Here is a 26,653-nt window from a genome sequence, read left to right as displayed (position 1 = left end):
CAAAACAATGAAAATCAACAGCCTCGACCTGATTGTATTCCTGATTTATATGTTTGGAATCGTTGGTTTTGGGGTTTCCTTTTACTTCAGAAAAAACTCGGCAGCTGACTTTGTCACCGGCGGCGGGAAGTTACCGGCTTGGGCTTTGGGCATGTCGATTTTCGCCACCTACGTGAGCAGCATCAGTTTTTTGGCATTGCCAGGAAGCGCTTTCCAAGGCAATTGGAATGGGTTTGTTTTTAGCTTGTCCATTCCTATAGCTGCCTTCATCGCTGTCAGGTATTTTGTCCCCCTCTATCGAAAACTCCAAAGCCCTTCGGCTTATGCTTTTTTGGAGGAAAGGTTCGGGCCGTGGGCGAGGATTTATGCATCGAGTTGCTACCTCCTGACCCAACTCGCGAGGATGGGCGCCATCTTGTACCTTTTGGCTTTGCCAATGCAGGTGTTGTTTGGTTGGAGTATTTCTTTGATTATCCTTTTTACCGGATTAGGAGTGGTGGTTTATGCGACTATGGGCGGGGTTTCGGCAGTAGTTTGGACAGATGCAGTACAGGGAATAGTCCTGATTGCAGGTGCTGTGGGTTGTTTTATTTTGATTGTCTCCCATATGCCGGAAGGAATCAAGCAGATTTGGGATATCGCCCAGAAAGACAGCAAACTCTCTTTGGGAAGTCTTTCCTCAGACCTTGGCCAAAGTACCTTTTGGGTGGTTTTGGTCTATGGCTTATTCATCAACCTTCAGAATTTTGGCATTGACCAAAGTTATATCCAACGCTACAAAAGTGCCAAAACGGATCAGGACGCCAAAAAGTCCACTTGGTTCGGAAGCTTACTTTACATTCCTGTCTCCTTGTTGTTCTTCGTGATTGGGACGAGTCTGTACGCTTATTACCAAGTATTCTCCGACTCTTTGCCGCCTGAACTCGAAAGTATTGAGCAAGCCGATAAAGTTTTTCCTTACTTTATAGCAACTGTTTTGCCGCCGGGAATTTCGGGATTGGTGATTGCCGCCATTTTTGCCGCAGGGATGAGTACGGTTTCTACGAGTATCAACAGTTCGGCTACGGTTATTCTCGAAGATCATTTCAAAAAATATATCCATCCCAACCCCTCTCAAAACACCCAGATAAGGGTTTTGTATGCGGCTTCTTTGGGAATGGGAATTTTGGGTATCCTTATGGGGCTCGCCTTCAACGGCGTGGAAAGTGCTTTGGAAGCCTGGTGGGCTTTGGCTTCGATTTTTAGCGGAGGCATTTTGGGTTTGTTCTTTTTGGCACTTTTGGGAAAAACCAAAACAAACTTTCCTGCCATTTCCGCAGTCATTTCGGGATTGGCAGTGATCGCGTGGATCAGTTTGGGAGAATTCCTTCCCGACGCGATCAAACCCTCCTTCACGCTGCATAAAAATTTAGCCATCGTCTTTGGGACGATGGCTATTTTCATGGTGGGTTTTTTGCTTGGATTGTTTTTTAATCCAAGCAAAAGGAAAGAAAAAGTGATTTAGTCTTCTTTTTTGACTGCCAAAGGAATCTCAGGAAAAGTATCGATCACATTGCCGTCTTCGTCTATCGAGACAAAACTCCAACGGTTTTCTTCTACAGTAAGTAGCGTAAATGCCCTGATGGATTGGGCTTTGTTAAGGTACCAAGTACTGTCGACCGGATGGATGTTTCTTGGTGTGACTCCATACGAACCGTCCCCTACATAGATTATTCCGAATTCGTTGACTTCCATATTTTTGATCGGAAAGGTCCTTTTGTAAGCATGGTCATGATTTTCAAAGGCGATCTCCACGCCGTTTGCTTCAAATATCGGTGTCCAAGTTTCCCTTACCAAAGTCTGTACCCTATCACCATATTCCCTCACGGAGGGATAACCTGGAACATGGTAAATCGGAATTTTATGATTTACATTTTTCCTTTCTTCTAAAGTTTTTGTCAACCAGTCAGTTTGTGCTCCGGGAATCGGGTTGGAATGCTCTGTGTCCAAAATGATCAAACTCAGGTAATCCTCAAAGTCCAGGACATTGTATCCGGGTTGGCCGGGGAAAGAAAATAGGCTGTAAAAATACGGAGCGATGCGTGCCCTGAATTCATTGTTTTGGACATAGCCTTCGTGCTTGGTATAATATCCGCCAACCACTTCATGATTCCCTGCGGCAACAATGCATGGTAGAATCCTCTTGTCTTCCCTGACCAAAGTATTTTTATAGGCATCAAACCAATCATAAATTCTTTGGATATTTTCCGCGAGGCCATTTTCGTACGCCATGTCTCCGCCGATGATCACAAAATCCGGATCCTGGGCAGCCACAACACGGTTGGTTTTCTCCAACCATTCTTTTTGATGCATGGAATCCCCACCGATGGCGATCTTGAGGGATTTGTTGTTGAGGTTTTTTGGAAGGGTCCGGAAATAATAGACCGATTCCGATGAAGCAAACTTGAGTTCATATTCGGTATTGGGCTTCAAACCCTGAATCCCAACCCGATGGATATACCTTGGCGAAAAAGGATAAGGCAGCACATCACTTTCGAATGAATGCCACTTCTCTGTTCCTTTTCTTCTGAAATACAATGTAGTCGGATTGATGTCATCCATGTGCCAATCCACATCCATCGTCGTAGTCGGATCCGAAGTCCAAGTAAGGTAAAAAGCATGAGGTTCAGTTTGGGCAAAGCCTAACTGAGCGATCAGGAAAAAGCTTAGCAGGAAAAGAGTTCTTTTGAATTTTGTCATGGGAGGAAATGGTTGGTATTGGAATCTAAAGCTAACGGCAAAAAACAGGTTTTTAAAAAATGAAAGGAAATTTTATCATTTTGAATATGACTTGATGCAATTTTGGCGTTTTATTGAATTTGGATAAGAGCTGAAAACCTTGAATTTAACAGTTTACCAATCATAAGCTATTTGGGTAAATTTGTTGCATTTATTATTTTTTTAATCGTCCATTGAAGCTCATCTTGTTCAGCGCAATACTCATCAATTTCTCCATATTTAGTATATGTAGAAATATTAAAACCTTCTTCAATATCATTATACCAAATCACTTTGTTATCGAAGATTGCAACAACCCAAAACCCATTTCCTTCTTCTCCATTGAAGACTTCCTTCCATTTAGTTGGTTTGATTAAAAATTTATTCCAAAGATCTATTTCATAGATTGACATTTTAGAAATTCCTAACTCAATCAATTTTTGAAGTTCAGAAATTGAGATTGGAGTCCATTTTTTAGATTTCATTCCTTTTACATAATTTGAACTCATTCCATTTCATTAACTTTTTGTGAATCGCCCATTAGAAAAATTATGATTGCAATTTTTGATGGGTTATTTGGAATTTTTATTGATTTTCCCTTAGCCACTCTTTCATTGCAAGGTACACGCCATTTGTCCAACCGAATCCATCCTGAACAGGATATTCTCCGCCTCCGGCTTCGAGGCTAAGGTCTTCTACGTTATACTTTTCCATCATCTTTCCGGTTCGGTCAAAAACAGATTCGTTGAGGTAAGTCCACCTCTCTGCCAAGGTTTTGGACAGGTCTTTTCTGCTATAGTTGAGCATGGCCTGAAAACCTATCCACTGAAGCGGCGCCCATCCGTTTGGAGCATCCCATTGCTGTCCGGTATTGAAATTGGTCGTTACCAATCCTCCCGGCTTTAGGAAATTCTTTTCAACATATTCCAATACCCGAGCTCCTTGTTCTGAAGTGGCCATTCCGGAATACAGGGGATACAGCATGGCCAAAGAAGGTCGCTCTACTTTTTCCTTAAACTTGATATGGTAATCCAAATAGATTCCCCTTTCCTCTTCCCAACAATAGCGCTCAATTCCCTCCATCCTGTTTTTGTGGAACAGTTCCATCCTCGTGATTTCCTTGGAATCTTCTTTCTCTAGTTTCATGCCTCTAATAATGATCCGCTCCGTTTCGGCAAGCAGCACATTGAGGTCTATTGGAATCAAGGCAATGGTCTGTACACTTCTCAGGTCATTGGGATCATAAAGCCATCTTGAACTGAAGTCCCAACCTGATTCACAGGCAGCCCTCAAGTTGCGGAAAACCTTTTCTGGGAAGCGGGTGGATTGGTCAGAAAGTTCCACGTCCTCCACAAAGGATTCTGCTCGCGGGGTGTTTTCATCATCCCAATACCTGTTAAGCGCGGTGTCGTCATCCATCCTGACCACACGATTATAATATTTTCCGGGCAAAGGAATCTCTGTTTCCCCTTCAATCCAAAAGAGGTATTCCATCCATATCTCAGGTTGATACTTCTTGATGATTTCTTCGTCTCCCTTTGCTTCAGACAGCAATTCCACCATTTTGGCAAAGAAGGGAGGCTGCGATCTGGACAGGAAGTAAGTTCTGTTTCCATTGGGAATATGGCCGACGGTTCGGATCAGGTGGGCAAAATTATCCACCATGTTTTCGATCAGGTCAGTTCTTCCCGAGACTTTCAACCCCAGCATGGTAAAATAACTGTCCCAATAATAGATCTCCCGAAACCTTCCTCCCGGCACAATGTAGGGATGTGGCAAAGGTATCAGACTGGAATTTTCTACCTCTTCATCCGCTTCTCTGGTAAGGAGATCCCATTGCAACTTGAGCCTGTCCTCTAGATTGATGGCTTTGGGGAGATTGAGTTTTTTGTATTCCGGTTCTTCAGGATAATCAAAGTTTTTGTCAAGAAATGATTTCAGGTCAAATCCCGGGGTTTTTATTTCCTCGTAAAAATCCTTCAAAATGTCATGGACATCCCGCTTGGGAATGCTGTCCACGAAAGTCTTGGAATCAGGAAAAACCCCGCTCATCTGGATCACTTCAAAAAGTTCCAGGTATATGTCTTCCGGTTGCTCGTAAAATTTCATGCTGCTTGTTTCCTGACTTGAATGTTCAACAAAATTAATATGATGCAAAGTCCTACAATAGGAATCAGCGAAAAATAAAATGCGGTGGTGCCACCATATGCTTCAAATATATTTCCGGTGATGATCGATCCTGTTGTCCCACCCAAGGCAGAAAACACCACAATCAGGCCAGACATGGAACTTTGCATATACCTTGGCAGTGCACTTAATACCACAGAATTGATCGTGGGATAAATCGGTGCCAAGAAGATTCCCAATATGGGAAAAAGGTAAACGACGAAAGGAGCATTGAACCAAGTAATTGTTTCATTCATGACCGGAAGATCGGAAGTGAGCGGCAAAGTCAACAAAACACAGGCTCCAACAAGAATGGTACAAGTAAGTGTGAAGGTGAGCCAATGGATTTTTTTCAATACAAATCCTGCCAACAACCTTCCGATAGCCAATGCTCCTGCCAAAACCGCACCCGCTTGGATTCCCATACTTGCCGGGACTTTCAATACATCCTGATAGAATGTCGGTGTCCAGGTCATGAAACTTTGCTCAATCAGTACAAACAAAAAGGCCGATGCCGCGAATACTAACACAAGCGGTTTGGCGACAAGCTTTATCATGTCGAAGAATTCATCCGAAGCCTTGGTGTTTTCCCTTTTGGATTCAGTTTCATTGATTTGGGCAAAAAACAGCAACAAAGCAGCTACCAAAGTCATCGCTCCGAGGTACCAGTAAATGTTCAGCCAGGATTGGGAGGTAGGGTCGCTGTCGTTGACAAAAAGGCTGAAGAATACATTGCCAAGCAATACCCCGACCATAAAGAAACCCTCAATGGTGCTCATCAGGCTGCTGTGTTCTTTTGGCGAGTCAGTCACCAAGCCGATCGATGCAAAGACACTGACTTTGATGATCGCAAAGGAGACCCCAACCACGGCAAACAACACCTTGAAATACCAGAACTCATCGGCAATCACCGGCATCAAGAAGCACATGGCCGCCACTGCAAACAAAGCGATCAACATGCCTTTTCGGATCCCAAGTTTTGGAAGAAATGAGGCTACAATAAATGAGAAAATGGCGATAGGCAAATCCTTGAAACCTTCCAAAACCGAAGCTTCAGCCTTGCTGACATCAAAAGTCCGCTGAACCTGCAGGATGACTGCTCCCACTGAGTTGAGCAACACAGCGAATACCATGTAGTTGAAAATCAGGGAGAGCCGGACGAGTAGTTTTGAATTCATAGATGAGGGTTCACGCAAAGGCACAAAGTCACAAATGGTTTGGGAATGAAAGTAATTATTTTTATCCAAAAAGCAGGTTCATTCCAAAGTAAGAATCCGAATAAATTTGATATTGTTCGCTTATTGATTGCGAGTTATAAAGTCTAAAGGCTTTAAGCCACACGTCTACAAATCTTTGCGCCCTTGCGTTTTTGCGGGAACCACAAAATCGACCTTGCGAGCCATTCTTTGTGCCTTCGTGTCTTCGTGGGCTTTATTTTTCCAGCAAATACCACCCACGCGGATCAACTTCAATCGGACCTGCACTTTTGACCATCACAGGCTTGGAGGAAAGGACATGTTTTTCCATTCCATTCGAAGTCTTGATCTCGACAGGCATCGAAAATGTGATATTCGGAAGACTCACAGCATAGCCTTTCTTTCCTTTTTTGGACACTTTCACTTTCGGAATGCGGATACTTTTCAGGTACATATCAAAAAACCCTTCCAGATCCTGTCCAGTATATTGCTGCACAAAACCTGTGAAGTCGGCCGTCTCTACAAGGTTTTCATAGATAAATCGTTCGTCCGAAGCAAAGGCTTTGAGCATCGGGAAAAAGACCTCATCTCCCAGATAATACCGCAATGAATGGATGATAAAAGCTCCCTTGGTATAAATCTCAGGATGGTAAGCATAATCCGAAGTGGAATTTCGCGGAGAAACCACCGGTCTCGCATTGGCGATTCCCTTGCGGACGGAGGCGACTTTTTCTAGGTAGGCATCTTCACCCCCATGCTCGAGGAAAAACAGCCAATCCCCATAAGCCGTCAACCCTTCGTGCAACCAGAAATCAGCCCAATCTTTTACAGAAACCTTATTCCCAAACCATTCGTGACCGAGTTCGTGGTGCAGCAACCAATCATATTGAACCGTCCCCATGGGTACAAACTGGAAATTATTGCCATAGGCATTGATGGTCTGATGCTCCATACCGAGGTAAGGAGTTTCGACTACTGCGATTTTATCATTGGGAAACGGATAAGGTCCTAAGTATTTTTCCAAGGTCTTTGCAGAGTTGTCCAACACATCCAAAAGCGCTTTGGCCTTGCCCCTGTTTTCTTGTAAGACATACACAAACATGGGGATTTCGGTACCGTCGGAACTTGTGAAAATCTTGGATTCTTGATGGAACACACCTAAAGTAAAATTGATGTTGTAATTGTTGATTGGATATTGGGTCGTCCAATGATATGTGATTTTTTCATCGGATTTTTTGGTATCCACGAGTCGGCCATTGGAAGCGACAAAATAAGGTTCAGGTGCGGTAAAAATAAGGTCCACGCCATTTACCGGTTCGCTAGAAGGATGGTCAAGACTGGGCATGAAGATTTTAGCCCCTTCGTTTTGGGAAGACAACCCCATCCAATGGTTATCCAATTGATCGATTTCCCACGTAAAACCTCCGGTCCATGGGGGACGGACGGCGATCGGGGTTTTGCCCCCATAGTGGATTTCCACATCCTGACAGGTGCAATCAATGGGAAAAATATCCAAAGTATCCCCAAAATGACGGAAAGCGATTTCCTTTCCATCCATGACGATTTTGCTGACGGTGTATTCCTCGATGAGATTTAGTCTCAAGGTGTCCAATTTCTCTTGAGAAGAAAAAGAAACCCGGTTGAAGCCTTGGATTTCCTGTTTTTCGGGAAAAATCTCCAATTCAAGGTGGTAGTGCACCACCTGAAACTTTGCCTGCAAAGGATCAATCGGCCCACCCCAAGCCCAGTTCTTTTGGATTTGAGAGAAAGCGAAGTTTGAGTAGAGCAGAATTATAAATAGAAATAATATGCGCTTCATGGTTTTGGAATAGGTAGTAGGAATTGCAATACCGAGATTCAATTTGGTGAAAAGAGAGGTAAAAAAGAAAAGGAATGTTTTTAACTAGGAATATTTGAAAAAGAGAAGAGACTCAATTACCTATCTAAAAGTAGTCGAAAAGATAGTTTTCGAAAATCTATTTAAAAAAGGTTTGACAATTTTTTGTCCCTCATGGACTTAATTTTGAAAATTGGTATCAGCTACAAAATCAATCTTCATTTTTCCTCATTTCGATCTGGTAATCCAAGCCATCAATATTTCTTTTCAGTTTCCCGAAATGGTTTGACAGATTCCCAGGTGCCTTGCTTTCGCCCAACTTTTCAGCGAGAATCTTTGAGAGTTGCTTTAAATTGTTTTTATCTATAACTACTGTCATATTTTTCGTATTAGAATAATCAAAATTAAAATATTTCCCAAACCACAAAAGGAGCCTCTCGGCTCCTTTCTTTATAAATAGTATTATAATCATTTGTTAGGCTTCTGCCTCGACATATTCCTCAACAGGAATACAGCTGCAAACCAAATTTCTGTCACCGAAGGCTGAATCGATTCTTCTGACGGTTGGCCAGAATTTATTCCCTTTCACATATGGCAACGGATACACTGCTTTTTCTCTTGAGTATGGGAAATCCCAATTATCTGCCAAAGCCAGTGCCGCTGTGTGCGGTGCATTTTTCAAGACGTTGTTTTCTTTGTCTGCGTTGCCGTCGGAAACTTCCTGGATTTCATGTCTGATAGCGATCATCGCATCGCAGAACCTGTCAAGTTCAGCCATAGTCTCAGACTCAGTCGGCTCGATCATCAAGGTTCCGGCCACAGGGAAAGAAACAGTAGGAGCATGGAATCCATAATCCATCAATCTTTTCGCAATGTCTTCTACCTCTACGCCAAATTCCTTGAAAGCCCTACAATCCAAAATCATCTCGTGAGCAGCCCTGCCATGAATCCCTGTATAAAGGATCGGATAATGCGCTTCAAGTCTGGCTTTGATATAGTTGGCATTTAGGATGGCGATTTTGGTAGCATTGGTCAGTCCTTCTCCTCCCATCATTGCGATGTAGGCATAGGAAATCGGAAGGATGCTTGCACTGCCAAAAGGTGCAGCGGATATCGCGTGGATTGCCTGGGTTCCCCCTGTTTCAACAACAGGATTTCCCGGAAGGAATGGGACCAATTGCTTGGCAACGCTGATAGGTCCCATTCCAGGGCCACCACCACCGTGAGGGATACAGAATGTTTTGTGGAGATTCAAGTGACAGACATCTGCACCGATTCTGCCAGGGCTGGTAAGACCAACCTGCGCATTCATATTTGCTCCATCCATATAGACCTGACCGCCATGGTCATGGATGATCTGGCAGATTTCCTGGATAGCCTCCTCAAATACCCCATGGGTGGAAGGATAAGTGACCATCAATGCCGATAAATCATTGGAATGCTCTTCAGCTTTGGCTTTCAGGTCAGCGACATCGATGTTTCCTCTTTCGTCACATTTCACCAAAACAACCTTCATTCCTGCCATGACAGCAGAAGCAGGATTGGTACCATGGGCAGAAGTTGGGATCAAAGCGATGTTCCTGTGGTGATCGCCACGGCTGATGTGATAAGCTCTGATGACCATCAAACCTGCATATTCACCCTGAGCACCGGAGTTTGGCTGGAGAGAAGTATCTGCAAAACCTGTGATTTCAGTCAGCCAATTTCTAAGGTTTTGGAACATCTCATAATACCCTGCTGCCTGATCCTGTGGGCAGAAAGGATGTAATTGACCGAATTCAGGCCAAGTCACAGGGATCATTTCGGTAGTGGCGTTGAGTTTCATGGTACATGAACCCAAGGAAATCATCGAATGAACCAAGGAAAGATCTTTGTTTTCAAGCCTTTTGATATACCTGAGCATCTCGTGCTCTGAATGGTATTGGTTGAAAACCGGGTGAGTCAGGTATTCTGACTTCCTATTGATACCTTCAGGAAGGTTGATTTCCAGTCCTGCGACCAGTTCCTCCCAAGTTGATTTTATCTTTTGGTTGGTGGATTTTGCAAAAACCTCCACAAGTGTTTTGACATCCTTCAAAGTTTTGACCTCATCGAAAGAAAGCAGAATAGCACCTTCTTCGTACCTGAAATTTAATTCTGAAGAAACAGCAAATGCTTTGATTTTTGACTGCTGAACTGAATCGGTTTTTATTTTAATGGTGTCAAAATAGGTTTTGTTCGTCTGCTCAAAACCGATTTCTGCAAGTGCCTTGGCTGTCAACTGTGTTAAGCCATGTGTTCTCAAAGCGATTTCTTTCAATCCCTTTGGACCATGATAAACCGCATACATTCCTGCCATCACAGAAAGGAGAACTTGCGCCGTACAGATATTGGAAGTTGCTTTTTCTCTTTTTATATGTTGCTCACGGGTCTGAAGCGCCATTCTGTAGGCTTTGTTTCCGTCCTTATCTACAGAAACACCGATAATTCTACCAGGAACCTGTCTTTTATAAGCTTCTTTGGTAGCAAAAAAGGCTGCATGCGGACCGCCATAACCCATTGGGACACCCAATCTTTGGCTTGTTCCGACGACTACATCAGCGCCCATTTCCCCTGGAGGAGTCAATAAAGTCAAGCTCAATAAGTCAGAAGCAAAAGCAGTCAAAACATTGTTCTCTTTGGCAGCTGCAACCAGATCAGCATGGTTGATAACTTCCCCATCGAGGTTTGGATATTGGACCATTACCCCAAAAAGATTCGGATCAGTCAAGTCCAAAGTGGAAAGCGGTGCAATCACCAATTCGATTCCGATTGGGGCAGAACGGGTGATCAGCAAATCCCTAGTCTGAGGGAATATTTTTTCATCTACAAAGTAGGTGTGTGCATTTTTCTTTTCCTTCGGCTTGGAAGCATAGAGCATCGTCATGGCTTCGGCAGCAGCAGTGGCTTCGTCAAGAAGGGAAGCATTTGCCATCTCCATTCCTGTCAGGTCCATGACCATTGTCTGGTAGTTGATCAACGCTTCCAAACGACCCTGAGCGATCTCTGCTTGGTAAGGAGTGTAAGCAGTATACCATCCCGGGTTCTCAAGGATATTTCTCAAAATCACCCCCGGCACAATGGTATCATAATAACCCATCCCAATATAGGATTTGAAAATCCTGTTTTTGGATGCCAGTTTCTGAAACTCCTTTAGAAATCCTGCTTCGGATTTTGCCTCCGGAAGGTCCAATGGTCTCTCCAATTGGATGGATTTCGGGATCGTTTGGTCAATCAGTTCATTCAGGGTAGCCGCTCCGATTTTATTTAACATGACGGCAATTTCATCGGCTGAAGGGCCGTTGTGCCTATTTTCAAACTTGGTAGAGGGATTAAGATTAATCTTCATATCGATAAATAAGGGGGGATTTACTTGGGTTATATTCCGCTCGATTTTTGGTTGTGCAAAGGTAAGAATTATTGAATCATATTGAATTTCAAAGACAAAGAAATACGAGCTATTAACATCTGAATTGATAAACGGTTTTAATGTAATTCAAATTATTTCTATGTTTAATGCCTTAATTTGAATAGTCTCAAAAATAACTTATGAAAAAAAGAATTTGGATATCGGGAGCATTAAGCTTTTTGCTTTCCTTCAATCTATCTGCGCAAGACGCAGGAGTCGTAAAATATGCTTCAACAATTACCGCTTCTGACCTTGAAAAACACCTCACTTATTTGGCTTCCGATGAATTGGAAGGCAGAAACACCGGTGACAAAGGTCAAAAAATGGCAGCTGAATACCTTGTTGAATTTTATAAAGGTTTGGGTTTGGCAGGTCCTGTGGATGGATCATACCTACAGAAGTTCAACCTTATATCTGTCTCCTATCCTGAAGTTACATTGACAGTTGGAAAACAAAAACTGGTAAACAATAAAGATTTCGTATTTCTTGGAGATGGAGACCTGAAAAAAGCTGCAAAAGTGGAATTGGTTTTCCTTGGTCTTGCCTCTGAGGAAAATATGAAGAAAGTAGATGTAAAAGGAAAATTGGTTGGGCTTTGGGCCATTGGTGCTCGTTCACAGACTGTAATCCAGGACATCATGAAAGCCGGTGCTTCGGGAATCGTCATCGTGACGATGGAAGGACAGGCAAACTTTGACAGAATTGCCAACAGGTATCAATCACTCAGCGGAACGGGCAGGTTGGGTTTTGAAGAACCTACCAAGCAGGAACCTGTTTTCTTGGTGAGCAGCGATAAAATGGCGGCATTGTTTGACACCCCGGTGGAAACATTGAAAGAAGCTGCTAAAAACAATCCTGAATCCATCAAGGCACAGAAAGCGAGTTACCTTGTCAAAAAACAAAACAAAGTCGTGCCTACAGAAAATGTCATGGCCTACCTTGAAGGAACCGATAAGAAAGAAGAAGTATTGGTGATTTCTTCACACTATGACCACGTTGGCATCAACAGCAAAGGTGAAATCAACAACGGTGCTGATGATGACGGTTCGGGAACAGTTTCCGTCATGGAAATCGCCGAAGCATTTGCTACGGCAGCAAAAGAAGGTAAGAAGCCAAGGAGAAGCATCTTGTTCCTGAATGTAACAGGGGAAGAAAAAGGGTTGTTGGGTTCTGAATATTATTCTGAACACCCGATTTTCCCTTTGGCCAATACAGTCAACAACATCAACATTGACATGGTAGGCAGGATTGATTATGAATATCAAAATGCCGAGAACAAAGATTATGTCTATGTGATCGGTTCAGAGATGCTTTCCTCCCACCTGAAAGTCATCAATGAGTACAACAATATTACTTACACCAATTTGATCCTGGATTACAGGTACGATGCGGCAGATGATCCAAACAGATTTTATTACAGATCAGATCACTACAATTTTGCAAAGCATAATATCCCTGTGATTTTCTTCTTCAATGGCGTTCACGATGATTACCATCAGCCTACAGATACTGTGGAGAAGATCGAATTTCCTTTGATGACCAAAAGGGCAAAGTTGATTTTCCATACCGCTTGGGATCTGGCCAACAGGGCTGAAAGAACACCTGTTGATGGAACAAATGACAGGTAGATATTTAATCAGATATTAATTGATATAGGATATTTATTGATATTGATTAAAATTCAACCCTTGATTATGCTTTTATAGGATTGAAATTTTTGCAAAAAAATCAAATAGCCATTCATTTCTTTGACTCAAAAAATTTAGAGGAGTGAATGGCTTAATTATTAATAAGAACTTTTATCATTTTTCCTTGTCTCAAAAATATCATAAAAAGGGTGCTACTGCGGAAAGCGAATGACAGGTAAAACCAACCTATATCACCTTCAATGGAAATGAATTATTTCTACCCAAAAATATTTTTAAATTGGATCTCTTATAGCATCCAATTAATTCAAAACTGATTTTGAATATGAAACTCCCCAAAATACCATTGATTCTCCTTCTTAGTTTTTTTCTAATTTCCTGTTCAGAAACTGATTCCCATAAACACCTCGATTACTCTGGTTGGGAAACTTTTGGAGGCACCAAAGACGCCGCACGTTACTCTTCCCTCGATCAGGTCAACAAAGAGAATGTCAAAAATCTGGAAGTAGCATGGACCTATAATACCTCAGATTCAACAGCCCGGTCTCAAATCCAATGCCAGCCAATTGTAGCGAATGGAATTCTTTACGCAACTAGTCCGCAATTGAATGTTTTTGCCTTGGATGCCGCCTCAGGTAAATTACTTTGGAGGTTCAATCCCTATCAGTTGCTAGGAGGCGAAAATTCTTGGGCCGGAACCAACAGAGGCGTGACCTATTGGGAAGAAGGTGAAGACCGGCGAATTATTTTTTCTGCGGGTAATTGGCTGATGGCTCTGAATGCCGATGACGGAAGACCAATCCCCACTTTTGGAGAAGGTGGAAAAGTGGATTTACAAAAGGAGTTAGACACAGATTTGGAAGAATTCCTGATTGTTTCCAATACGCCTGGAGTCGTATATAAAGACAAATTGATCTTGGGCATGCGGCTTTCGGAAGGATTGGATGCTGCACCCGGGCACATTCGCGCATACAACATCAAAACCGGAAAAAGAGAATGGATTTTCCATACCATCCCTCATCCAGGAGAATTTGGTAATGATACCTGGCAAGAAGAATACAGGGAGTTGATCGGTGGAGCCAACAACTGGGCGGGAATGAGTCTGGATGAAGAAAGAGGAATCGTCTATGTCCCAACAGGTTCAGCAACCTATGATTTTTGGGGAGGATACCGACACGGGCAAAACCTTTTTGCCAATTCGCTTGTCGCTTTGGATGCAAACACCGGACAGCGGATCTGGCATTTTCAGGCCGTTCACCATGACATTTGGGACCGGGATTTTCCTGCTAATCCTAACCTGATCCGAATCAAAAAAGACGGAAAGTGGACAGACGCTGTCGCACAAACTTCCAAACAGGGATATATCTACGCCTTTGACAGGATTACAGGCGATCCGATTTGGCCCATAGAGGAAAGAGAGGTTCCCCAATCTGAAATCCCCGGTGACAAAAGTTGGCCCACCCAACCGCATCCCACTTTGCCTGAACCTTATATGAGGATGGTATATGAGGAAAAAGATATCCTGAACCTTACCCCCGAGTGGGAACAGGATATCCGCAAAAAACTCGAAAATGTCAAATATGGTCACATGTGGCTACCGCCGAGCCAAGATCACGGCATTGTACTTTTTCCCGGAATGGACGGAGGCGCAGAATGGGGAGGCTCTTCTTTTGATCCATTTACCCAAACCATGTATATCAATGCAAATCAGATCCCTTGGGTGATCCGGATGACAGCAAATCCCAAATTTGAAAATGTAGGTCAAGGTATTTACGTAAACTATTGTGCCAACTGTCATGGGATGTCTCTTAAAGGAAATCCTCCGACTGTGCCCTCCATAGAAAACCTTAAGGACAAATTCTCCAAAGATTCACTTGCCAACTTGATCAGAAACGGAAAAGGAGCTATGCCGGCATTTGCCCATATTCAAGAAAGTGAAAGGAGATTATTGGTAGATTATCTATTAGGCTTAGAGCAATATGCTAATGCTGAAAAGAAAGAACTTGAAGGCGGAAAAGAAAGACTCAACCCTCAATACTATATGAATGGTTATTCAAGGCTTTTGACTGAGGACAGTTATCCCGGAATCAATCCACCTTGGGGTACACTTACGGCCATTGACATGAATACAGGAAGAATCAAATGGCAATCGGTCTTGGGTGAATTTGACGAACTGACAGCAAAAGGGATTCCACCTACCGGCACGGAAAATTACGGAGGACCCGTCACAACAGCAGGTGGACTGGTTTTCATCGCCGCGACCAAAGATGAGAAAATCAGGGCATTTGACAAGAATACCGGAGCAGTCCTTTGGGAAGCCAAACTCCCCGCTGCCGGACATGCAACTCCTGCAGTCTATATGAAAAACGGTAAACAATACATTGTCATTGCATGTGGCGGTGGAAAAGGAACAAAGTCAGGAGATGCTTATGTAGCATTTTCTTTGCCCAATACAAATCAACAATAATTAAAAGAAGCATACTCCTATGAAAATCGCAGTTTTAGGATCAGGGTTCATTGCAAGATTTTATGCCGAATCACTCCATTCCCAAAGGAGAAAGGATTATATCCATATGGTATACTCCCGAAACCTGTCCAATGCTGCGAAATTTGCAGTAGACTATCAGTTAAACCATTTTACCTTTGATATGTGGGAAGCTATTTCCCATCCCGAGACGGAAGTTGTACTGATTGCTTTGCCCAATCACCTTCATTTGGAAGCAGTCCTCGCATGTGCAAAGGCAAAAAAAGCCGTCTTGTGTACAAAACCTCTGGGAAGAAATGCCAAAGAAGCCAAGGAGATGTTGGATGCTGTGGAAGATGCAGGGATTTTTGCGGGGTATTTGGAAGACCTGTGCTACACACCAAAATTTCTCAAATCTGTAAAAAGTATCGAAGACGGTAACATAGGCAGGGTTCTCTGGACCAAATCAAGGGAGACCCATCCGGGACCTCACAGCGATTGGTTTTGGGATAAGGAAAAATCAGGAGGCGGTGCCATCATAGACCTTGGCTGTCATTGTGTAGAAATTAGCAGGAATTTTATAGGAAAAGAAATCAGACCACTCGAAGTAATGTGTTGGGCAGATACCCAAGTGCACCCGATAGAAGCGGAAGACCACGCCATCGGTTTGGTCAAATATAACAATGGTGCCATCGGCCAATTTGAAGTTAGCTGGACATTTAGAGGAGGAATGGATTTGAGGGATGAAGTGATGGGAACAGAAGGTACTATATGGCTCAACAGTTTTTTGCGGACAGGTTTTGAGATGTTTACCACCGGGAAGGGAAACAGCTATGTAGCTGAAAAAGCGGAGTCAAACTCAGGTTGGCTCTTTCCTGTCGGCGATGAAGCGCACGAACTTGGCTATCCCCATATGTTTACTGATATGTTTGATTCCATGGAAAAAGGAATTCCTCCAAGGGAGACTTTTTATGATGGGTACATTGTCAATGCCATTTTGGACGCTGCATTTCTTTCTGCCAAAACCAAAAAATGGGAAGCTGTAATTATTGAGGACTGGCGCGGAGAGCAAGCAAGTGCTATATCCGAAAAATTTCAGGATTTTGACGAGTATCATTTCCTGATCAAAAAAGAAATCCTCCCTTCAGGAGTCAGCAAACTGATTTTGAAACACAAAATAACCGGTGAGGTGACCCAAAGGGAGGAGTAATTTATTTTTTGCCTAATAGGGTTTTTACCCCTTCCAACAACTGCTTGAATCCTTCTTTGAAATGTTCTTTGGATTCAGAGATGTTAGGCTCAAATTCTTCTTTCTTTTCTTGGTACAATTGCTCAACTTTTTCTTTGCCTTTTTTGAACTCAGCTTCCAAAGTCGTCCTTTTTTCTTTCAGGTCATCAATCTTTTTTTCAATCTCAACTTTGGCCTCTCCGCCGGCTTGAGTTCCTTTTTCAATTAATTCCTCTATTTTAGTACCTATATCCCGAAGAATAGATTCTACTTCTTCAAATCCTGATTTTTTGGCTTCCATAATGGTGTTGTTTGATTAAATATAAAAAATACAATGGTCTCGAATATACTAACTAAGCTACAAACTACCAGCAAACTCAAGTATAATTTGTTTGAGATGACCGAGGCTCTTTTTCAGGATCTAGAAAAAATTTGCGGTCAACTGGCAATTGAAATCTATGAGGCAAATAAGGGGGAAACCCCCGTTCCCATCAAAGTGGAAAGGACAAATCCATTTGAATTTATATTCAGGATCGGAGGAGATGTGCTTATTTTCATCCTACAGAGCAATATCGTCAGGCTTCCTGACGAAAACTATCTCAGCAAATCAAAGTATTTGAAAGATGATGTGACACTAAGGTATTTTGGACAGATTCTCATTTATAATTTCTTGAGTGACACCGTTGATTTTGGCAGGCTTGAAGACCCCGGATACTTGATAGGCAGGGTACTTTTGAATCGGGAAAATAAATTCTTTTTAGAAGGAGACAGAAAGATCGTTTTCAATTTTCCCGAACTGAAGGAAAACATAGTTAGTCCTGAGAAAATGCGTGACTTTGTCGAACAACTCGTGGTTTCTGCATTGGAAAATGACCTCTTGGCGCCGTCATTTACTGATATCATGTTGATCACTTATCAGCAAAAAATCGAGCATACCTCAGGGTTGGGAAATCCTCAAAAAATAGGATTTGATTTCTTTGCCAAAAACAAAGACATTGGCTAATTATTCCTCGACAGCGTCCACCGAATGGGTCTGCTTTTCATAGAGTTCAGCATAAACTCCCTTGAGATTCAAAAGGTATTCATGAGACCCCTGCTCGACCATTTTCCCATCATCAAGCACAATGATTTTATCAGCCAGTTTAGCGGAAGAAACCCGATGAGAAATGATGATGGACGTTCTGTTTTCCATGATCTTTTTAAGTGAATTCAAAATCGCGTTTTCTGTTTTGGTGTCTACAGCCGAAAGACAGTCGTCAAGCAACAAAATGCTCGGTTCTTTTGCAATAGCTCTCGCGATAGAAACCCTTTGCTTTTGTCCACCTGAAAGCGTAATACCTCTTTCTCCTAGCTTGGTCTCGAATCCCTGCGGAAAATCGATGATATTGTCATATACATCAGCGTCTTTTGCGGCTTGTTCCACTTTGCCCTCAGCAATTGTATCCAGTCCAAATCCTATATTATTGGCAATGCTGTCACTAAAAAGAAAAACATCCTGCGGTACATAGCCAATCTGTCTTCTCAGGGATGCTACGTCATAGGTTTTGATGTCTTTTTTGTCTATCAAAATCTTGCCTTCAGTCACATCATACATTCTCATGAGGAGGTTGGCAATGGTAGATTTACCTGAACCTGTGGTACCTATGATAGCCAAGGATTCGCCTGAATCAATGGAAAAACTGACCTTATCCAAAGCTTTAATCCCAGAATCTGGGTAAACGAAGCTTACATTCTTGACTTCAATGTCGCCTTTGATTTCATCGATAAGGTAATCCGTGCTGAGGATGTCATTTTTTTCATCCATAAATTCATTGATCCTCGTCTGGGAGGCAGCCGCACGCTGGATGATACTCGTGACCCATCCCAAAGAGGTCACAGGCCATGTCAGGATATTGACATAAAGAATAAATTCAGCGATGACGCCGTAACCAATAGTCCCCTCAATAACCTGCATTCCTCCTACATAAACAGTGATCAAGGTACTGATTCCGATCAATCCCATAATCAAAGGAAAAAACAGAGAATTGACCAAGGCCAAATCGATGGACTTGTCCTTGTATTCTTCACTTGCTTTGGTAAATTGGGCAGTACTGTCCTCCTCCCTTACGAATGCTTTGATCACCCTGATTCCCGAAAATGCTTCCTGAACAAACGTACTCAGTCCAGAAAGGCTTCTTTGGATTCTTTCAGACCTTTCGTTGATGAGGTTGTTGACATAATATATACTGATAGAAAGGATCGGCAATGGCAACAAAGAATAGATGGTCAATTCTACATTGACCGTCAGCATATAGCCTATTACCATTGGAAATAAAAACAATAGGGTCATACCATACATGATAGCCGGACCAAGATACATCCTTACCCTGCTGACGTCTTCAGTGATCCTTGCCATCAGGTCACCGGTGCTGTTTTTGCGGTAAAAACTCAGCGGAAGCTTTTGGTAGTGTTCAAAGATTTCATTCTTCATATCATACTCGACGAGTCTCGACATGATGATGATTGTCTGACGGATCAGAAAAAGGAAAAAACCCCTTAAAAGCGCCATTACCAAAATCAAAACTCCAAAAATAAGGATGAAATTCATGAACTGACCCCGGGCAACAGAGGCCAATTCCCCATCTGCAAATACCCGATAAAAGGCAAAACTCTCCACCACATAATCTATGGCAATTCTTACAAGCTGGGCGGGAATAATTACAAAAACATTGGAAATGATGGTAAATAAAATTCCCATCAGGAGATATCCCTTATATTTTACAAAATATTTATTAAGGCGCCAAAGTGATTTCACGAAAGAAAAATTTTTAAAACTCTTGATTTGTTTTATAATACTCTTTTAATTGCGTTAGAAAACCTCATTCAAAATATATAATTTTGTCCCGCGTTTTCAAACACCAATCCCAAATATAACACAATATAAAATTCCAAGTTCAAATGCTAGAGATTAAAACTGAGGAAAAAGTGAGGGAAGGCTCCATATATGGACAGATCACCTCTCTCGGCCATGAGCAGCTAGTCGTATGCTACGACGAACCGACAGGCTTAAAAGCAATCATTGCCATACATAATACTGTATTGGGACCGGCACTCGGCGGCACAAGGATGTGGAATTATACTTCCGAGGCTGAAGCCATTACAGATGTCTTGCGCTTATCCAGAGGCATGACCTTCAAAGCGGCCATTTCAGGACTCAATATCGGCGGAGGCAAAGCGGTCTTGATCGGTGATCCAAAGTTGAAAAACGAAGCCTATCTCAGGAGATTCGGTAAGTTTATAAACAGCCTCGGAGGCAGATATATTACTGCGGAAGATGTCAATATGAAAACCAGCGATATGGAATATATCGCCATGGAGACTAAATATGTGACAGGTTTGCCTGAGGTTAGAGGTGGAGGTGGTGACCCATCACCCGTCACGGCATATGGCACATATTTGGGTATGAAGTCTGCTGCAAAAAAAGCTTACGGTTCAGACAGCCTTACAGGAAAAAAGATCATTGTTCAGGGAATTGGCCAGGTGGGCAAATACTTGGTAGAATACCTAGTCAAAGAAAATGCACATGTTTTCATCACAGATATTTTTGAAGACAGGCTAAAGCAAGTATCCAAAGATACCGGAGCTACAGTAGTGGACCCAAATGTGATTTATGATTTGGAAATGGACATATATGCCCCATGTGCCTTGGGAGCGACTGTCAATGACCAGACAATTGACAGGTTAAAATGCCAGGTAATTGCTGGTGCCGCCAACAACCAACTTCAGGACGAAGCTGTACATGGAAAAATGCTTTTGGAAAAAGGGATTACTTATGCACCGGATTTCTTGATCAATGCTGGCGGATTGATCAATGTCTATGCGGAATTTGTAGGAGGATACAACAGAGACCTCACCTATAAGCATGCAGAAAAAATCTATGATATCTGTACCTCCATTTTGGACAAATCAGAAAAAGAAAATATTCCATCACAACAGGCTGCAACAGAAATGGCTTGGAACAGGATTGAAGCCATCGGCAAAGTAAAATTGCCATATTGGTAAACTTCTATTAAAAGCCACCTGATTTTTCAAATTTTGAACTGAATCAGGTGGTTTTTTGTATTCTTGAAAGGTTTAAGTGCCATTCATTCCTTAACCTTCCCCAAATTGAATTATATTTACGTTCTTTTATTTCAGGTATGTTAAACAGACGAATACTTAGGGTCAAGGCTTTTCAAAACCTTTATGCCTACGAACAGTGCAGGGCTTCCAATTTCAATCTCGCAAAAGACCAAATCAAAGATGCCTTTTTGCCTGATCTTAACAGTATGGAAGTGCAGGACAAAAATTTACTTAAAAAAGAGTCCGCGATCAGCACAGAGATTTTTATCAACAACCTGAACAGCGACAAACTGACCTCAAAAAGCGATACCAATGAAAGAATTCTAAAAGAGGCAAGACGCGCCATCAACTTTTACCATTCTTCAAACAAAAAGGATTTCGATTTTTTGTCAAAAAACATGATCGCGTCGGCCGAGAGATTACCACAACTCTACCTGTATTCGATCGAACTTCTCCTTGCATTTACAGACCATGTTGCAAGTGAAGCTGAGAAGAAAAAGAAATATGCAACAGACAAAATACTACCTACTGAAGGTGATCTGAATTTTGCAAAAAATAAAATACTCCAAAAAATCAGAAATTCTGCCGAATATAAATCTGCCGTCACAAGACAGCATGTGGATATAGGTGAACTCGAATTGGAGATCAAAGAATGGTTTAGAGATTATATTAAGCCTCTGGAATCATATCAAAACTATATCAAAATCTCAGATCCGACTTTAGAGGATGATTTTGAGATAGCTGATGAGATTTTGAAGAAGGTAATTTTTAAAACAGATGCGGTTTTGAATTTCTTTTCAGAAAAAGATTTTAATTGGACGGAAAACAAGTCTATCGTAAGAAGCTTGGCATCAAAAGTGCTTAAAAACGTCAAAGATCACTACGATTCCGCCGGAGAAGTGCTTCCAGAAATCGCCATCAACTGGGAAGATGACAAGGAATTTTTCCAAAATATCTTTAACTTGACCGTCGAAAATGACGAAATCAATAAAGAATTAATATCCAAAAGAACACAAAACTGGGATATTGAAAGGGTAGCCCAAACGGATAAAATCATCATTTCGATGGCGCTTACAGAAATGAAAAATTTTCCGAGTATTCCCGTCAAAGTGAGTATCAACGAATACATTGACATTTCAAAAACCTACAGTACCCCAAAAAGCAAACAATTTGTAAACGGACTTTTGGACGTTTTGTCAAAGGAATTAACAGAATCCGGAGAAATCCGTAAGAGTGGAAGAGGATTATTGGACAACAAATAAAAATATCATAACAATGAGCAAAAATTCTAACGCATGGATTGCATTACTTGTCGGGACTGGCATTGGTGCAGCATTAGGGATTTTGTTTGCTCCCGATACAGGCAAAAACACGAGGGACAAACTTTCCTATCAGCTTTTTAAATACAAGGAAGAATTGGAAAAATTGATCAATGATTTGATTGATGGAAAAAATCTTCCGTTCAACGAAGCAAAATCAGAAGGAAACAAAGTAATTTCGGATGCTAAAAACAAAGCAGAGAATTTGCTCAGCGACGTCAATAAACTTATCGAACAAATCAACAGAGAAGCTAATTAACCCCTATTTATTATGAAATATTTCAGATTATCGGCCCTGACTCTTGCAGTAGCTTTGATGGCTGCAAGTTGCGAAACAAAAAAAGATGACCAATCAGACAAAATTGCTGCATTGGAAGAGAAACTGGCAAAACTTGAAGCAGCACAGCCTGCAGCTGTTCCTGCCAATGTCACCAATGTTGTCGATGCCGACCCTAGTTCTTTGGGACAGTTTGGTTTTTCTGAAATGGAATTTGATTTTGGTACCATCAGTGAAGGAAAAGTTGTGGAACATATTTTCAAATTCACCAATGAAGGCCAAGCACCTTTGGTGATTTCCAATATCACTGCTTCATGTGGCTGTACAAGCCCTGACTGGACCAAAACTCCAGTAAAACCTGGTGAAGAAGGATTTGTCAAAGTGGTATTTAACTCCACTGCTAAAACCGGAACTCAGGCTCCTACTGTTACCATTCAGGCCAATACCAACCCTAATGTGACAAGATTGAGATTAAAAGGAAATGTAACACCAAAGCTGGCTAGTGCCGGTCCTGCCCAATTGGGTCCAGTAAAAAAATAATTTATGAACAACCAGGTTTTATTGCAGTCGTTTTTGAGTTCTGAAATAATGGGTCAGGTATTTCTTTTCGGATCCATCATCCTTATCATGTATTTCTTCATGATCAGACCTCAGCAGAAAAAACAAAAAGAAACCAAAAACTTTCTTGAATCCATCAAGAAGGGAGATACCGCAGTCACAATCGGAGGAATCCATGGAAAAATATATTCCATTGAAGGTGATACGGTTACATTGGAATTGGATAAAGGAATGAAATTGAAGGTTGAAAAATCTGCCATCTCAGCTGATTTCACCAAAAAAGCAACAGGAACCAAATAAAATAAACTTGGCCAAGCTTAAGAAACTCCTTACCAACATTAATCCGCAAAAGATTGCAAACATGAAAGTGGCGGCCCTGTGTTTTCTCGCAGCCGCCACTTTTTGGCTTTTAAATGCACTCAACAAAGACAATTACAATACTGTCGTGGATTATCCCATCGAAATTGTTTTCGATGATACGGAGTTTATGCCTGTCGAAGAATTGCCAAAACGAATCAAAATCGAGATCAATGGAAATGGTTGGGATTTATTGAGGAAGTACTTCAAAATCAATGAAAGTCCATTTTTGATCGAAATCAATAACCCCTCCACAAAAAATTATATCCTGACATCCGAACTCAGGAGAACGCTTGCCGAAAACCTTACTCCTTCGGTTTTGGTATCGATGGTTACTGACACCATCAAATTCAATATTGATAAAATCGTCACAAGGAAAGTCAAAATTGAAATTGATACTACTTCGACTACCCTTGCCCAGAATTTCAGACTCGGAAGCTCCATTAATATAGATCCGCCTTTTGTTGATATCAAAGGCCCGACTTCTATCCTTCAGGAATTGGACGGGGTCTTGAAAGTGAATTTAGGGGAAGATAAAATCAATAAAGACTTCAACAAACTCATACCCCTGACTTTGCCTTCGGCGTATACTGATTTTTTAACTTTAGAGGATGAAAGTGTTCAGGTAAAATTTGAGGTTTTCCAAATGTTGGAAGGTAATAAGAGATTGAAAATTAAAATGCTCAATTTTCCAAAAAATGTCAGCCTTGCCCAAGAGCCCTCCAATATCATCATGTCATATTTCATTGATGAAAGAAAAGTGACAGAGCTCAGCGAGTATGAATTTGAAGCAATTCTAAATTACAATAACCGAGACAGGGAAGACAGTACCATTTTTGTGGAAGTTAAGCCGAAACCGGTATTTTTAGAAAAAATCAAGTTTGAACCTGAGGTTTTGAAACTGAAGTATGACAAACCATAAACCAATCTTGGTAGGGATCACAGGAGGAATCGGGTCAGGGAAATCCACTGTTGCCAGGATTTTTTCAATTTTGGGAATCCCTGTTTATTATGCCGATGACAGGGCAAAGTGGCTCATGGCCAATGATGAGGCTTTGAAAGAACAGATAAAAGATAACTTTGGACAAGAAAGTTATTCAGAAGCAGGAGTGCTCAACAGGGCATTTTTGGCTTCACAGGTTTTTTCGGATGAGGAAAAAGTAAAAATCATCAATGGGCTTGTCCATCCTGCCGTCAAAGCTGACTTTGAAAATTGGGCAAATGCCCAAACAGCCCCCTATGTACTCAAAGAGGCAGCTTTGCTTTTTGAAACCGGGTCGTACAAAGACCTTGACAAGGTCATCAATGTATCCTCACCGATCAGAATCCGTATTTCTAGGGTATTGATGAGGGACCCACACCGGAATGAAAAACAGGTAAACGATATTATTGACAAGCAGCTTCCTGATGAGGAAAAAAACAAATTGGCAGATTTCGTCATCAAAAATACTGATAACAAGCTACTGATTCCCCAAGTTATGGAAATCCACCATCAACTTTTGAATCTTTGATTTTTTAACAGATTCAGACAGACAACTGAATCTGATCGAGATAGAATTTCATGCGGGTATGTTGGTGGTCCAAAAAATCTATTTTGTCAATCTTATCCAATTTATGATTATAAAAAACCTCTATGTATTCATCTTCAAGTAGATAGAGATTTACTTTGTGCGTATAATATCGAATTCCCACTACAAATGTCCCTTCTGTATAAAGCATGTGGATCTTTTTGTGAAGCGGTAATATTTTGAAATCTTCTTTACTCATTTTTTAATCCTGCCAAATCCATTTCTGAAGCAATATAGCCAAAAGCCGACCAATATCCAGTTGCAAGGACATTTTCAAAAATGGATTTTGCTTTGGCGGTATCCTCTTTGGACAAGTAATAATTGCCCAATCCATATCCCTGTGTCACATATTGAAGCTTTTGATCTTCCGATTTTAAATCCTCCGTATCCATCAGCGCTTCCGGTTTCAGTTCTCCTTTATACATCAATATTCTTTTGAAATACGCATCATTTTCAATGATAGTCATCTTGGTATTTACAGCCCTGATCAGGCTTTGGGCCTCTTTGGTTTTTCCCATTTTGACCAAAGTCATGTAGTACCAATCCAATGTCGCTACAATCAGGTCATCGTTGTCAGATACTTCAAGACACTTTTGGTAAGCCTCCAAAGCTTTCTCCCAATCATTTTTCAGATAGTACGCCAATCCCAAATGGTACCAAACATTAAATTGTCCATTGGAAAGCGGGATGTTCTGGTTATTGGGCATCCCATCAGGTTCGATCTGTAGGGGAAGGTTTTCCATCAGTTCCGCTGCTTTCAAAAAATCAAGAATAGCACGGTCAAATTCCCTGATTGAAATAAACCTGTGTCCCCTATGCCGCAGTGGTTCAAAATTTTCAGGAAACTGTTTGGCTGCCTTGCTGAAAGTCCGGATGGCTAAGTCATACCTTCCGAGGTAGGCTTCTCTCCTACCGATCCAAATCAGATTTTCAAGACTTGGATCTTCGCCATACAGGTTTTCAGCTTCTTCAAGTTTCTCGATTTGCGCTTGCTGCAAAGCGGAATCGATGTCTGTGAAAAGCGAATCCCCCAGCAGGCCAATTGCCTGAAACACTTTTGTTTCAGGAGAAATTTCTTCTAAGTAAATAACTTTATTCTCCTTTTCCTTTTGGCTACAGGAAATGAAAAAAAGTGGCAAGATTCCGTAAAAAACGATTTTCTTTAACATATGAATCAAAATTTTAAGCTTGAAAAACCTTTGAAAGCAGGAAATAGGAATGTATTATTGAATTTAAAATATTTCGATTACAAATGAGTACAAATCCAAGAGAAAAATTAAGGTTCTTTTCACACCAAATATTGCCGTTACTTTTTTGTCTGCTACTTCTTGGAGCGTGCTCATCCAGTAAAAATCTCAGGAAACAGAATGTGAACAAGGTCATCGAAACGGCAAGAAGCTACCGTGGTACTCCTTACCGCTATGGAGGCACTACCAGGTCGGGGATGGATTGCTCGGCTTTGGTCTACCATTCTTTTTATAGTGTCGGCATTACCATGCCACGCAATTCGGCAGCTCAAAGCAAGGAGGGGAAAAAGGTTTCAGGGAAAAATTTCGAAAAAGGCGATGTCCTCTTTTTTGCTACAGGCAAGAAAAAAAACCAAGTGACCCATGCCGGGATTGTCACGGATACGTCAAAGGGGAACATCATTTTTATTCATTCCTCCACCTCGCTTGGCGTCACAGAAGACAATCTCAGCCAATCCTATTGGACTAAAGCGTTTTTATTTGGGAGGAGGATTTTTTAGGTTGT

Annotated in this window: 24 protein-coding genes; 13 read left to right on the top strand and 11 right to left on the bottom strand. The window is 41.6% G+C overall.

All coding sequences use genetic code 11. The features are described from left to right. Positions 1 to 7: 7 nt before the first annotated feature. Complete coding sequence (locus NK987_RS06325; protein ID WP_259263176.1) at positions 8 to 1,504, top strand: sodium:solute symporter family protein; 1,497 nt, start codon at positions 8 to 10, stop codon at positions 1,502 to 1,504. On the opposite strand, the gene NK987_RS06320 is transcribed toward NK987_RS06325, so the two are convergent. From NK987_RS06320 to gcvP, 7 genes are all read right to left on the bottom strand, one after another. Beyond that, on the bottom strand, positions 1,501 to 2,739 hold the full coding sequence (locus tag NK987_RS06320) for a purple acid phosphatase family protein (protein ID WP_259263175.1): 1,239 nt from the start codon (positions 2,737 to 2,739) through the stop codon (positions 1,501 to 1,503). The two genes, NK987_RS06325 and NK987_RS06320, sit on opposite strands and share 4 nt — an antisense overlap. A gap of 167 nt (positions 2,740 to 2,906) precedes the next feature. Continuing rightward, positions 2,907 to 3,266 (bottom strand): hypothetical protein, encoded by a 360-nt coding sequence (locus NK987_RS06315; RefSeq protein ID WP_259263174.1) that lies wholly within the window; start codon positions 3,264 to 3,266, stop codon positions 2,907 to 2,909. A gap of 76 nt (positions 3,267 to 3,342) precedes the next feature. Further along, the gene (gene treF, locus NK987_RS06310; RefSeq protein ID WP_259263173.1) at positions 3,343 to 4,866 is read right to left on the bottom strand and encodes an alpha,alpha-trehalase TreF; all 1,524 of its coding nucleotides are present in this window, start codon (positions 4,864 to 4,866) and stop codon (positions 3,343 to 3,345) included. Beyond that, entirely contained in the window at positions 4,863 to 6,101 is a 1,239-nt protein-coding gene (locus NK987_RS06305; RefSeq protein WP_259263172.1) for an MFS transporter, read from the bottom strand. The genes treF and NK987_RS06305 overlap by 4 nt, the downstream gene beginning before the upstream one ends. A gap of 253 nt (positions 6,102 to 6,354) precedes the next feature. Continuing rightward, on the bottom strand, positions 6,355 to 7,938 hold the full coding sequence (locus NK987_RS06300) for a M1 family metallopeptidase (RefSeq protein WP_259263171.1): 1,584 nt from the start codon (positions 7,936 to 7,938) through the stop codon (positions 6,355 to 6,357). 229 nt (positions 7,939 to 8,167) lie between these two features. Continuing rightward, positions 8,168 to 8,428: a hypothetical protein gene (locus tag NK987_RS06295; protein ID WP_259263170.1), complete on the bottom strand. Its 261-nt coding sequence runs from the start codon at positions 8,426 to 8,428 to the stop codon at positions 8,168 to 8,170. A 3-nt stretch (positions 8,429 to 8,431) separates the two neighbouring features. Beyond that, positions 8,432 to 11,323 carry an aminomethyl-transferring glycine dehydrogenase gene (gene gcvP / locus NK987_RS06290; protein WP_259263169.1) on the bottom strand — a complete coding sequence of 964 codons (2,892 nt, stop codon included), beginning with the start codon at positions 11,321 to 11,323 and terminating at the stop codon, positions 8,432 to 8,434. A 200-nt stretch (positions 11,324 to 11,523) separates the two neighbouring features. Between gcvP and NK987_RS06285 the strand changes: the two genes are divergently transcribed. The 3 genes from NK987_RS06285 (at position 11,524) to NK987_RS06275 (ending at position 16,703) form a co-directional block, all read left to right on the top strand. Continuing rightward, complete coding sequence (locus tag NK987_RS06285; protein ID WP_259263168.1) at positions 11,524 to 13,011, top strand: M28 family peptidase; 1,488 nt, start codon at positions 11,524 to 11,526, stop codon at positions 13,009 to 13,011. Between the two features lie 343 nt (positions 13,012 to 13,354). Beyond that, a complete protein-coding gene (locus NK987_RS06280; RefSeq protein WP_259263167.1) occupies positions 13,355 to 15,496 on the top strand; it encodes an outer membrane protein assembly factor BamB family protein in 2,142 nt (713 codons plus the stop codon). Between the two features lie 19 nt (positions 15,497 to 15,515). Then, the gene (locus NK987_RS06275; RefSeq protein ID WP_259263166.1) at positions 15,516 to 16,703 is read left to right on the top strand and encodes a Gfo/Idh/MocA family protein; all 1,188 of its coding nucleotides are present in this window, start codon (positions 15,516 to 15,518) and stop codon (positions 16,701 to 16,703) included. Position 16,704: 1 nt separating this feature from the next. Here the strand turns inward: NK987_RS06275 and NK987_RS06270 are convergent, their stop codons facing one another. Next, entirely contained in the window at positions 16,705 to 17,022 is a 318-nt protein-coding gene (locus tag NK987_RS06270; RefSeq protein WP_258422944.1) for a sll1863 family stress response protein, read from the bottom strand. 96 nt (positions 17,023 to 17,118) lie between these two features. Between NK987_RS06270 and NK987_RS06265 the strand changes: the two genes are divergently transcribed. After that, entirely contained in the window at positions 17,119 to 17,724 is a 606-nt protein-coding gene (locus tag NK987_RS06265; RefSeq protein WP_259263165.1) for a hypothetical protein, read from the top strand. Here NK987_RS06265 and NK987_RS06260 read toward each other — a convergent pair whose 3' ends face one another. Beyond that, positions 17,725 to 19,515, bottom strand: coding sequence for an ABC transporter ATP-binding protein (locus NK987_RS06260; protein ID WP_259263164.1), 1,791 nt, complete (start codon positions 19,513 to 19,515; stop codon positions 17,725 to 17,727). Positions 19,516 to 19,658: 143 nt separating this feature from the next. On the opposite strand from NK987_RS06260, the gene NK987_RS06255 reads away from it, so the two are divergent. The 7 genes from NK987_RS06255 (at position 19,659) to coaE (ending at position 24,844) form a co-directional block, all read left to right on the top strand. Beyond that, positions 19,659 to 20,762 carry a Glu/Leu/Phe/Val family dehydrogenase gene (locus NK987_RS06255; RefSeq protein WP_259263163.1) on the top strand — a complete coding sequence of 368 codons (1,104 nt, stop codon included), beginning with the start codon at positions 19,659 to 19,661 and terminating at the stop codon, positions 20,760 to 20,762. A gap of 137 nt (positions 20,763 to 20,899) precedes the next feature. Next, positions 20,900 to 22,084: a transcription antitermination factor NusB gene (gene nusB, locus NK987_RS06250; RefSeq protein ID WP_258422948.1), complete on the top strand. Its 1,185-nt coding sequence runs from the start codon at positions 20,900 to 20,902 to the stop codon at positions 22,082 to 22,084. A 13-nt stretch (positions 22,085 to 22,097) separates the two neighbouring features. Beyond that, a complete protein-coding gene (locus NK987_RS06245) occupies positions 22,098 to 22,400 on the top strand; it encodes a YtxH domain-containing protein (protein WP_241124258.1) in 303 nt (100 codons plus the stop codon). A 12-nt stretch (positions 22,401 to 22,412) separates the two neighbouring features. Further along, positions 22,413 to 22,958 carry a DUF1573 domain-containing protein gene (locus NK987_RS06240; RefSeq protein ID WP_113923967.1) on the top strand — a complete coding sequence of 182 codons (546 nt, stop codon included), beginning with the start codon at positions 22,413 to 22,415 and terminating at the stop codon, positions 22,956 to 22,958. Between the two features lie 3 nt (positions 22,959 to 22,961). Then, entirely contained in the window at positions 22,962 to 23,276 is a 315-nt protein-coding gene (yajC, locus tag NK987_RS06235; protein WP_259263162.1) for a preprotein translocase subunit YajC, read from the top strand. 7 nt (positions 23,277 to 23,283) lie between these two features. Next, positions 23,284 to 24,255: a YbbR-like domain-containing protein gene (locus tag NK987_RS06230; RefSeq protein WP_259263161.1), complete on the top strand. Its 972-nt coding sequence runs from the start codon at positions 23,284 to 23,286 to the stop codon at positions 24,253 to 24,255. After that, positions 24,242 to 24,844: a dephospho-CoA kinase gene (coaE, locus tag NK987_RS06225; RefSeq protein ID WP_259263160.1), complete on the top strand. Its 603-nt coding sequence runs from the start codon at positions 24,242 to 24,244 to the stop codon at positions 24,842 to 24,844. Before NK987_RS06230 ends, coaE begins: the two co-directional genes overlap by 14 nt. Before the next feature lie 13 nt (positions 24,845 to 24,857). On the opposite strand, the gene NK987_RS06220 is transcribed toward coaE, so the two are convergent. Together NK987_RS06220 and NK987_RS06215 are read right to left on the bottom strand one after the other, a co-directional pair. Continuing rightward, the gene (locus NK987_RS06220) at positions 24,858 to 25,100 is read right to left on the bottom strand and encodes a hypothetical protein (protein ID WP_113923963.1); all 243 of its coding nucleotides are present in this window, start codon (positions 25,098 to 25,100) and stop codon (positions 24,858 to 24,860) included. Next, entirely contained in the window at positions 25,093 to 26,070 is a 978-nt protein-coding gene (locus NK987_RS06215) for a tetratricopeptide repeat protein (RefSeq protein ID WP_259263159.1), read from the bottom strand. Before NK987_RS06215 ends, NK987_RS06220 begins: the two co-directional genes overlap by 8 nt. Before the next feature lie 83 nt (positions 26,071 to 26,153). Here NK987_RS06215 and NK987_RS06210 point away from each other — a divergent pair, with 83 nt between their 5' ends. Continuing rightward, positions 26,154 to 26,648 (top strand): C40 family peptidase, encoded by a 495-nt coding sequence (locus NK987_RS06210; RefSeq protein WP_259263158.1) that lies wholly within the window; start codon positions 26,154 to 26,156, stop codon positions 26,646 to 26,648. The last annotated feature ends 5 nt before the right edge of the window (positions 26,649 to 26,653 follow it).

The organism is Aquiflexum gelatinilyticum (genome assembly GCF_024813435.1).
Taxonomy (GTDB): Bacteria; Bacteroidota; Bacteroidia; order Cytophagales; family Cyclobacteriaceae; genus Cognataquiflexum; species Cognataquiflexum gelatinilyticum.
This window is presented reverse-complemented; position numbering and strand designations above follow the sequence as displayed.

Bases quoted from the DNA above. Each gene is read 5' to 3' on its own strand.
- NK987_RS06325 (WP_259263176.1), top strand. From the start codon at position 8: ATGAAAATCAACAGCCTCGACCTGATTGTATTCCTGATTTATATGTTT.
- NK987_RS06320 (WP_259263175.1), bottom strand. From the start codon at position 2,739: ATGACAAAATTCAAAAGAACTCTTTTCCTGCTAAGCTTTTTCCTGATC.
- NK987_RS06315 (WP_259263174.1), bottom strand. From the start codon at position 3,266: ATGAGTTCAAATTATGTAAAAGGAATGAAATCTAAAAAATGGACTCCA.
- treF (WP_259263173.1), bottom strand. From the start codon at position 4,866: ATGAAATTTTACGAGCAACCGGAAGACATATACCTGGAACTTTTTGAA.
- NK987_RS06305 (WP_259263172.1), bottom strand. From the start codon at position 6,101: ATGAATTCAAAACTACTCGTCCGGCTCTCCCTGATTTTCAACTACATG.
- NK987_RS06300 (WP_259263171.1), bottom strand. From the start codon at position 7,938: ATGAAGCGCATATTATTTCTATTTATAATTCTGCTCTACTCAAACTTC.
- NK987_RS06295 (WP_259263170.1), bottom strand. From the start codon at position 8,428: ATGATTATAATACTATTTATAAAGAAAGGAGCCGAGAGGCTCCTTTTG.
- gcvP (WP_259263169.1), bottom strand. From the start codon at position 11,323: ATGAAGATTAATCTTAATCCCTCTACCAAGTTTGAAAATAGGCACAAC.
- NK987_RS06285 (WP_259263168.1), top strand. From the start codon at position 11,524: ATGAAAAAAAGAATTTGGATATCGGGAGCATTAAGCTTTTTGCTTTCC.
- NK987_RS06280 (WP_259263167.1), top strand. From the start codon at position 13,355: ATGAAACTCCCCAAAATACCATTGATTCTCCTTCTTAGTTTTTTTCTA.
- NK987_RS06275 (WP_259263166.1), top strand. From the start codon at position 15,516: ATGAAAATCGCAGTTTTAGGATCAGGGTTCATTGCAAGATTTTATGCC.
- NK987_RS06270 (WP_258422944.1), bottom strand. From the start codon at position 17,022: ATGGAAGCCAAAAAATCAGGATTTGAAGAAGTAGAATCTATTCTTCGG.
- NK987_RS06265 (WP_259263165.1), top strand. From the start codon at position 17,119: ATGACCGAGGCTCTTTTTCAGGATCTAGAAAAAATTTGCGGTCAACTG.
- NK987_RS06255 (WP_259263163.1), top strand. From the start codon at position 19,659: ATGCTAGAGATTAAAACTGAGGAAAAAGTGAGGGAAGGCTCCATATAT.
- nusB (WP_258422948.1), top strand. From the start codon at position 20,900: ATGTTAAACAGACGAATACTTAGGGTCAAGGCTTTTCAAAACCTTTAT.
- NK987_RS06245 (WP_241124258.1), top strand. From the start codon at position 22,098: ATGAGCAAAAATTCTAACGCATGGATTGCATTACTTGTCGGGACTGGC.
- NK987_RS06240 (WP_113923967.1), top strand. From the start codon at position 22,413: ATGAAATATTTCAGATTATCGGCCCTGACTCTTGCAGTAGCTTTGATG.
- yajC (WP_259263162.1), top strand. From the start codon at position 22,962: ATGAACAACCAGGTTTTATTGCAGTCGTTTTTGAGTTCTGAAATAATG.
- coaE (WP_259263160.1), top strand. From the start codon at position 24,242: ATGACAAACCATAAACCAATCTTGGTAGGGATCACAGGAGGAATCGGG.
- NK987_RS06220 (WP_113923963.1), bottom strand. From the start codon at position 25,100: ATGAGTAAAGAAGATTTCAAAATATTACCGCTTCACAAAAAGATCCAC.
- NK987_RS06215 (WP_259263159.1), bottom strand. From the start codon at position 26,070: ATGTTAAAGAAAATCGTTTTTTACGGAATCTTGCCACTTTTTTTCATT.
- NK987_RS06210 (WP_259263158.1), top strand. From the start codon at position 26,154: ATGAGTACAAATCCAAGAGAAAAATTAAGGTTCTTTTCACACCAAATA.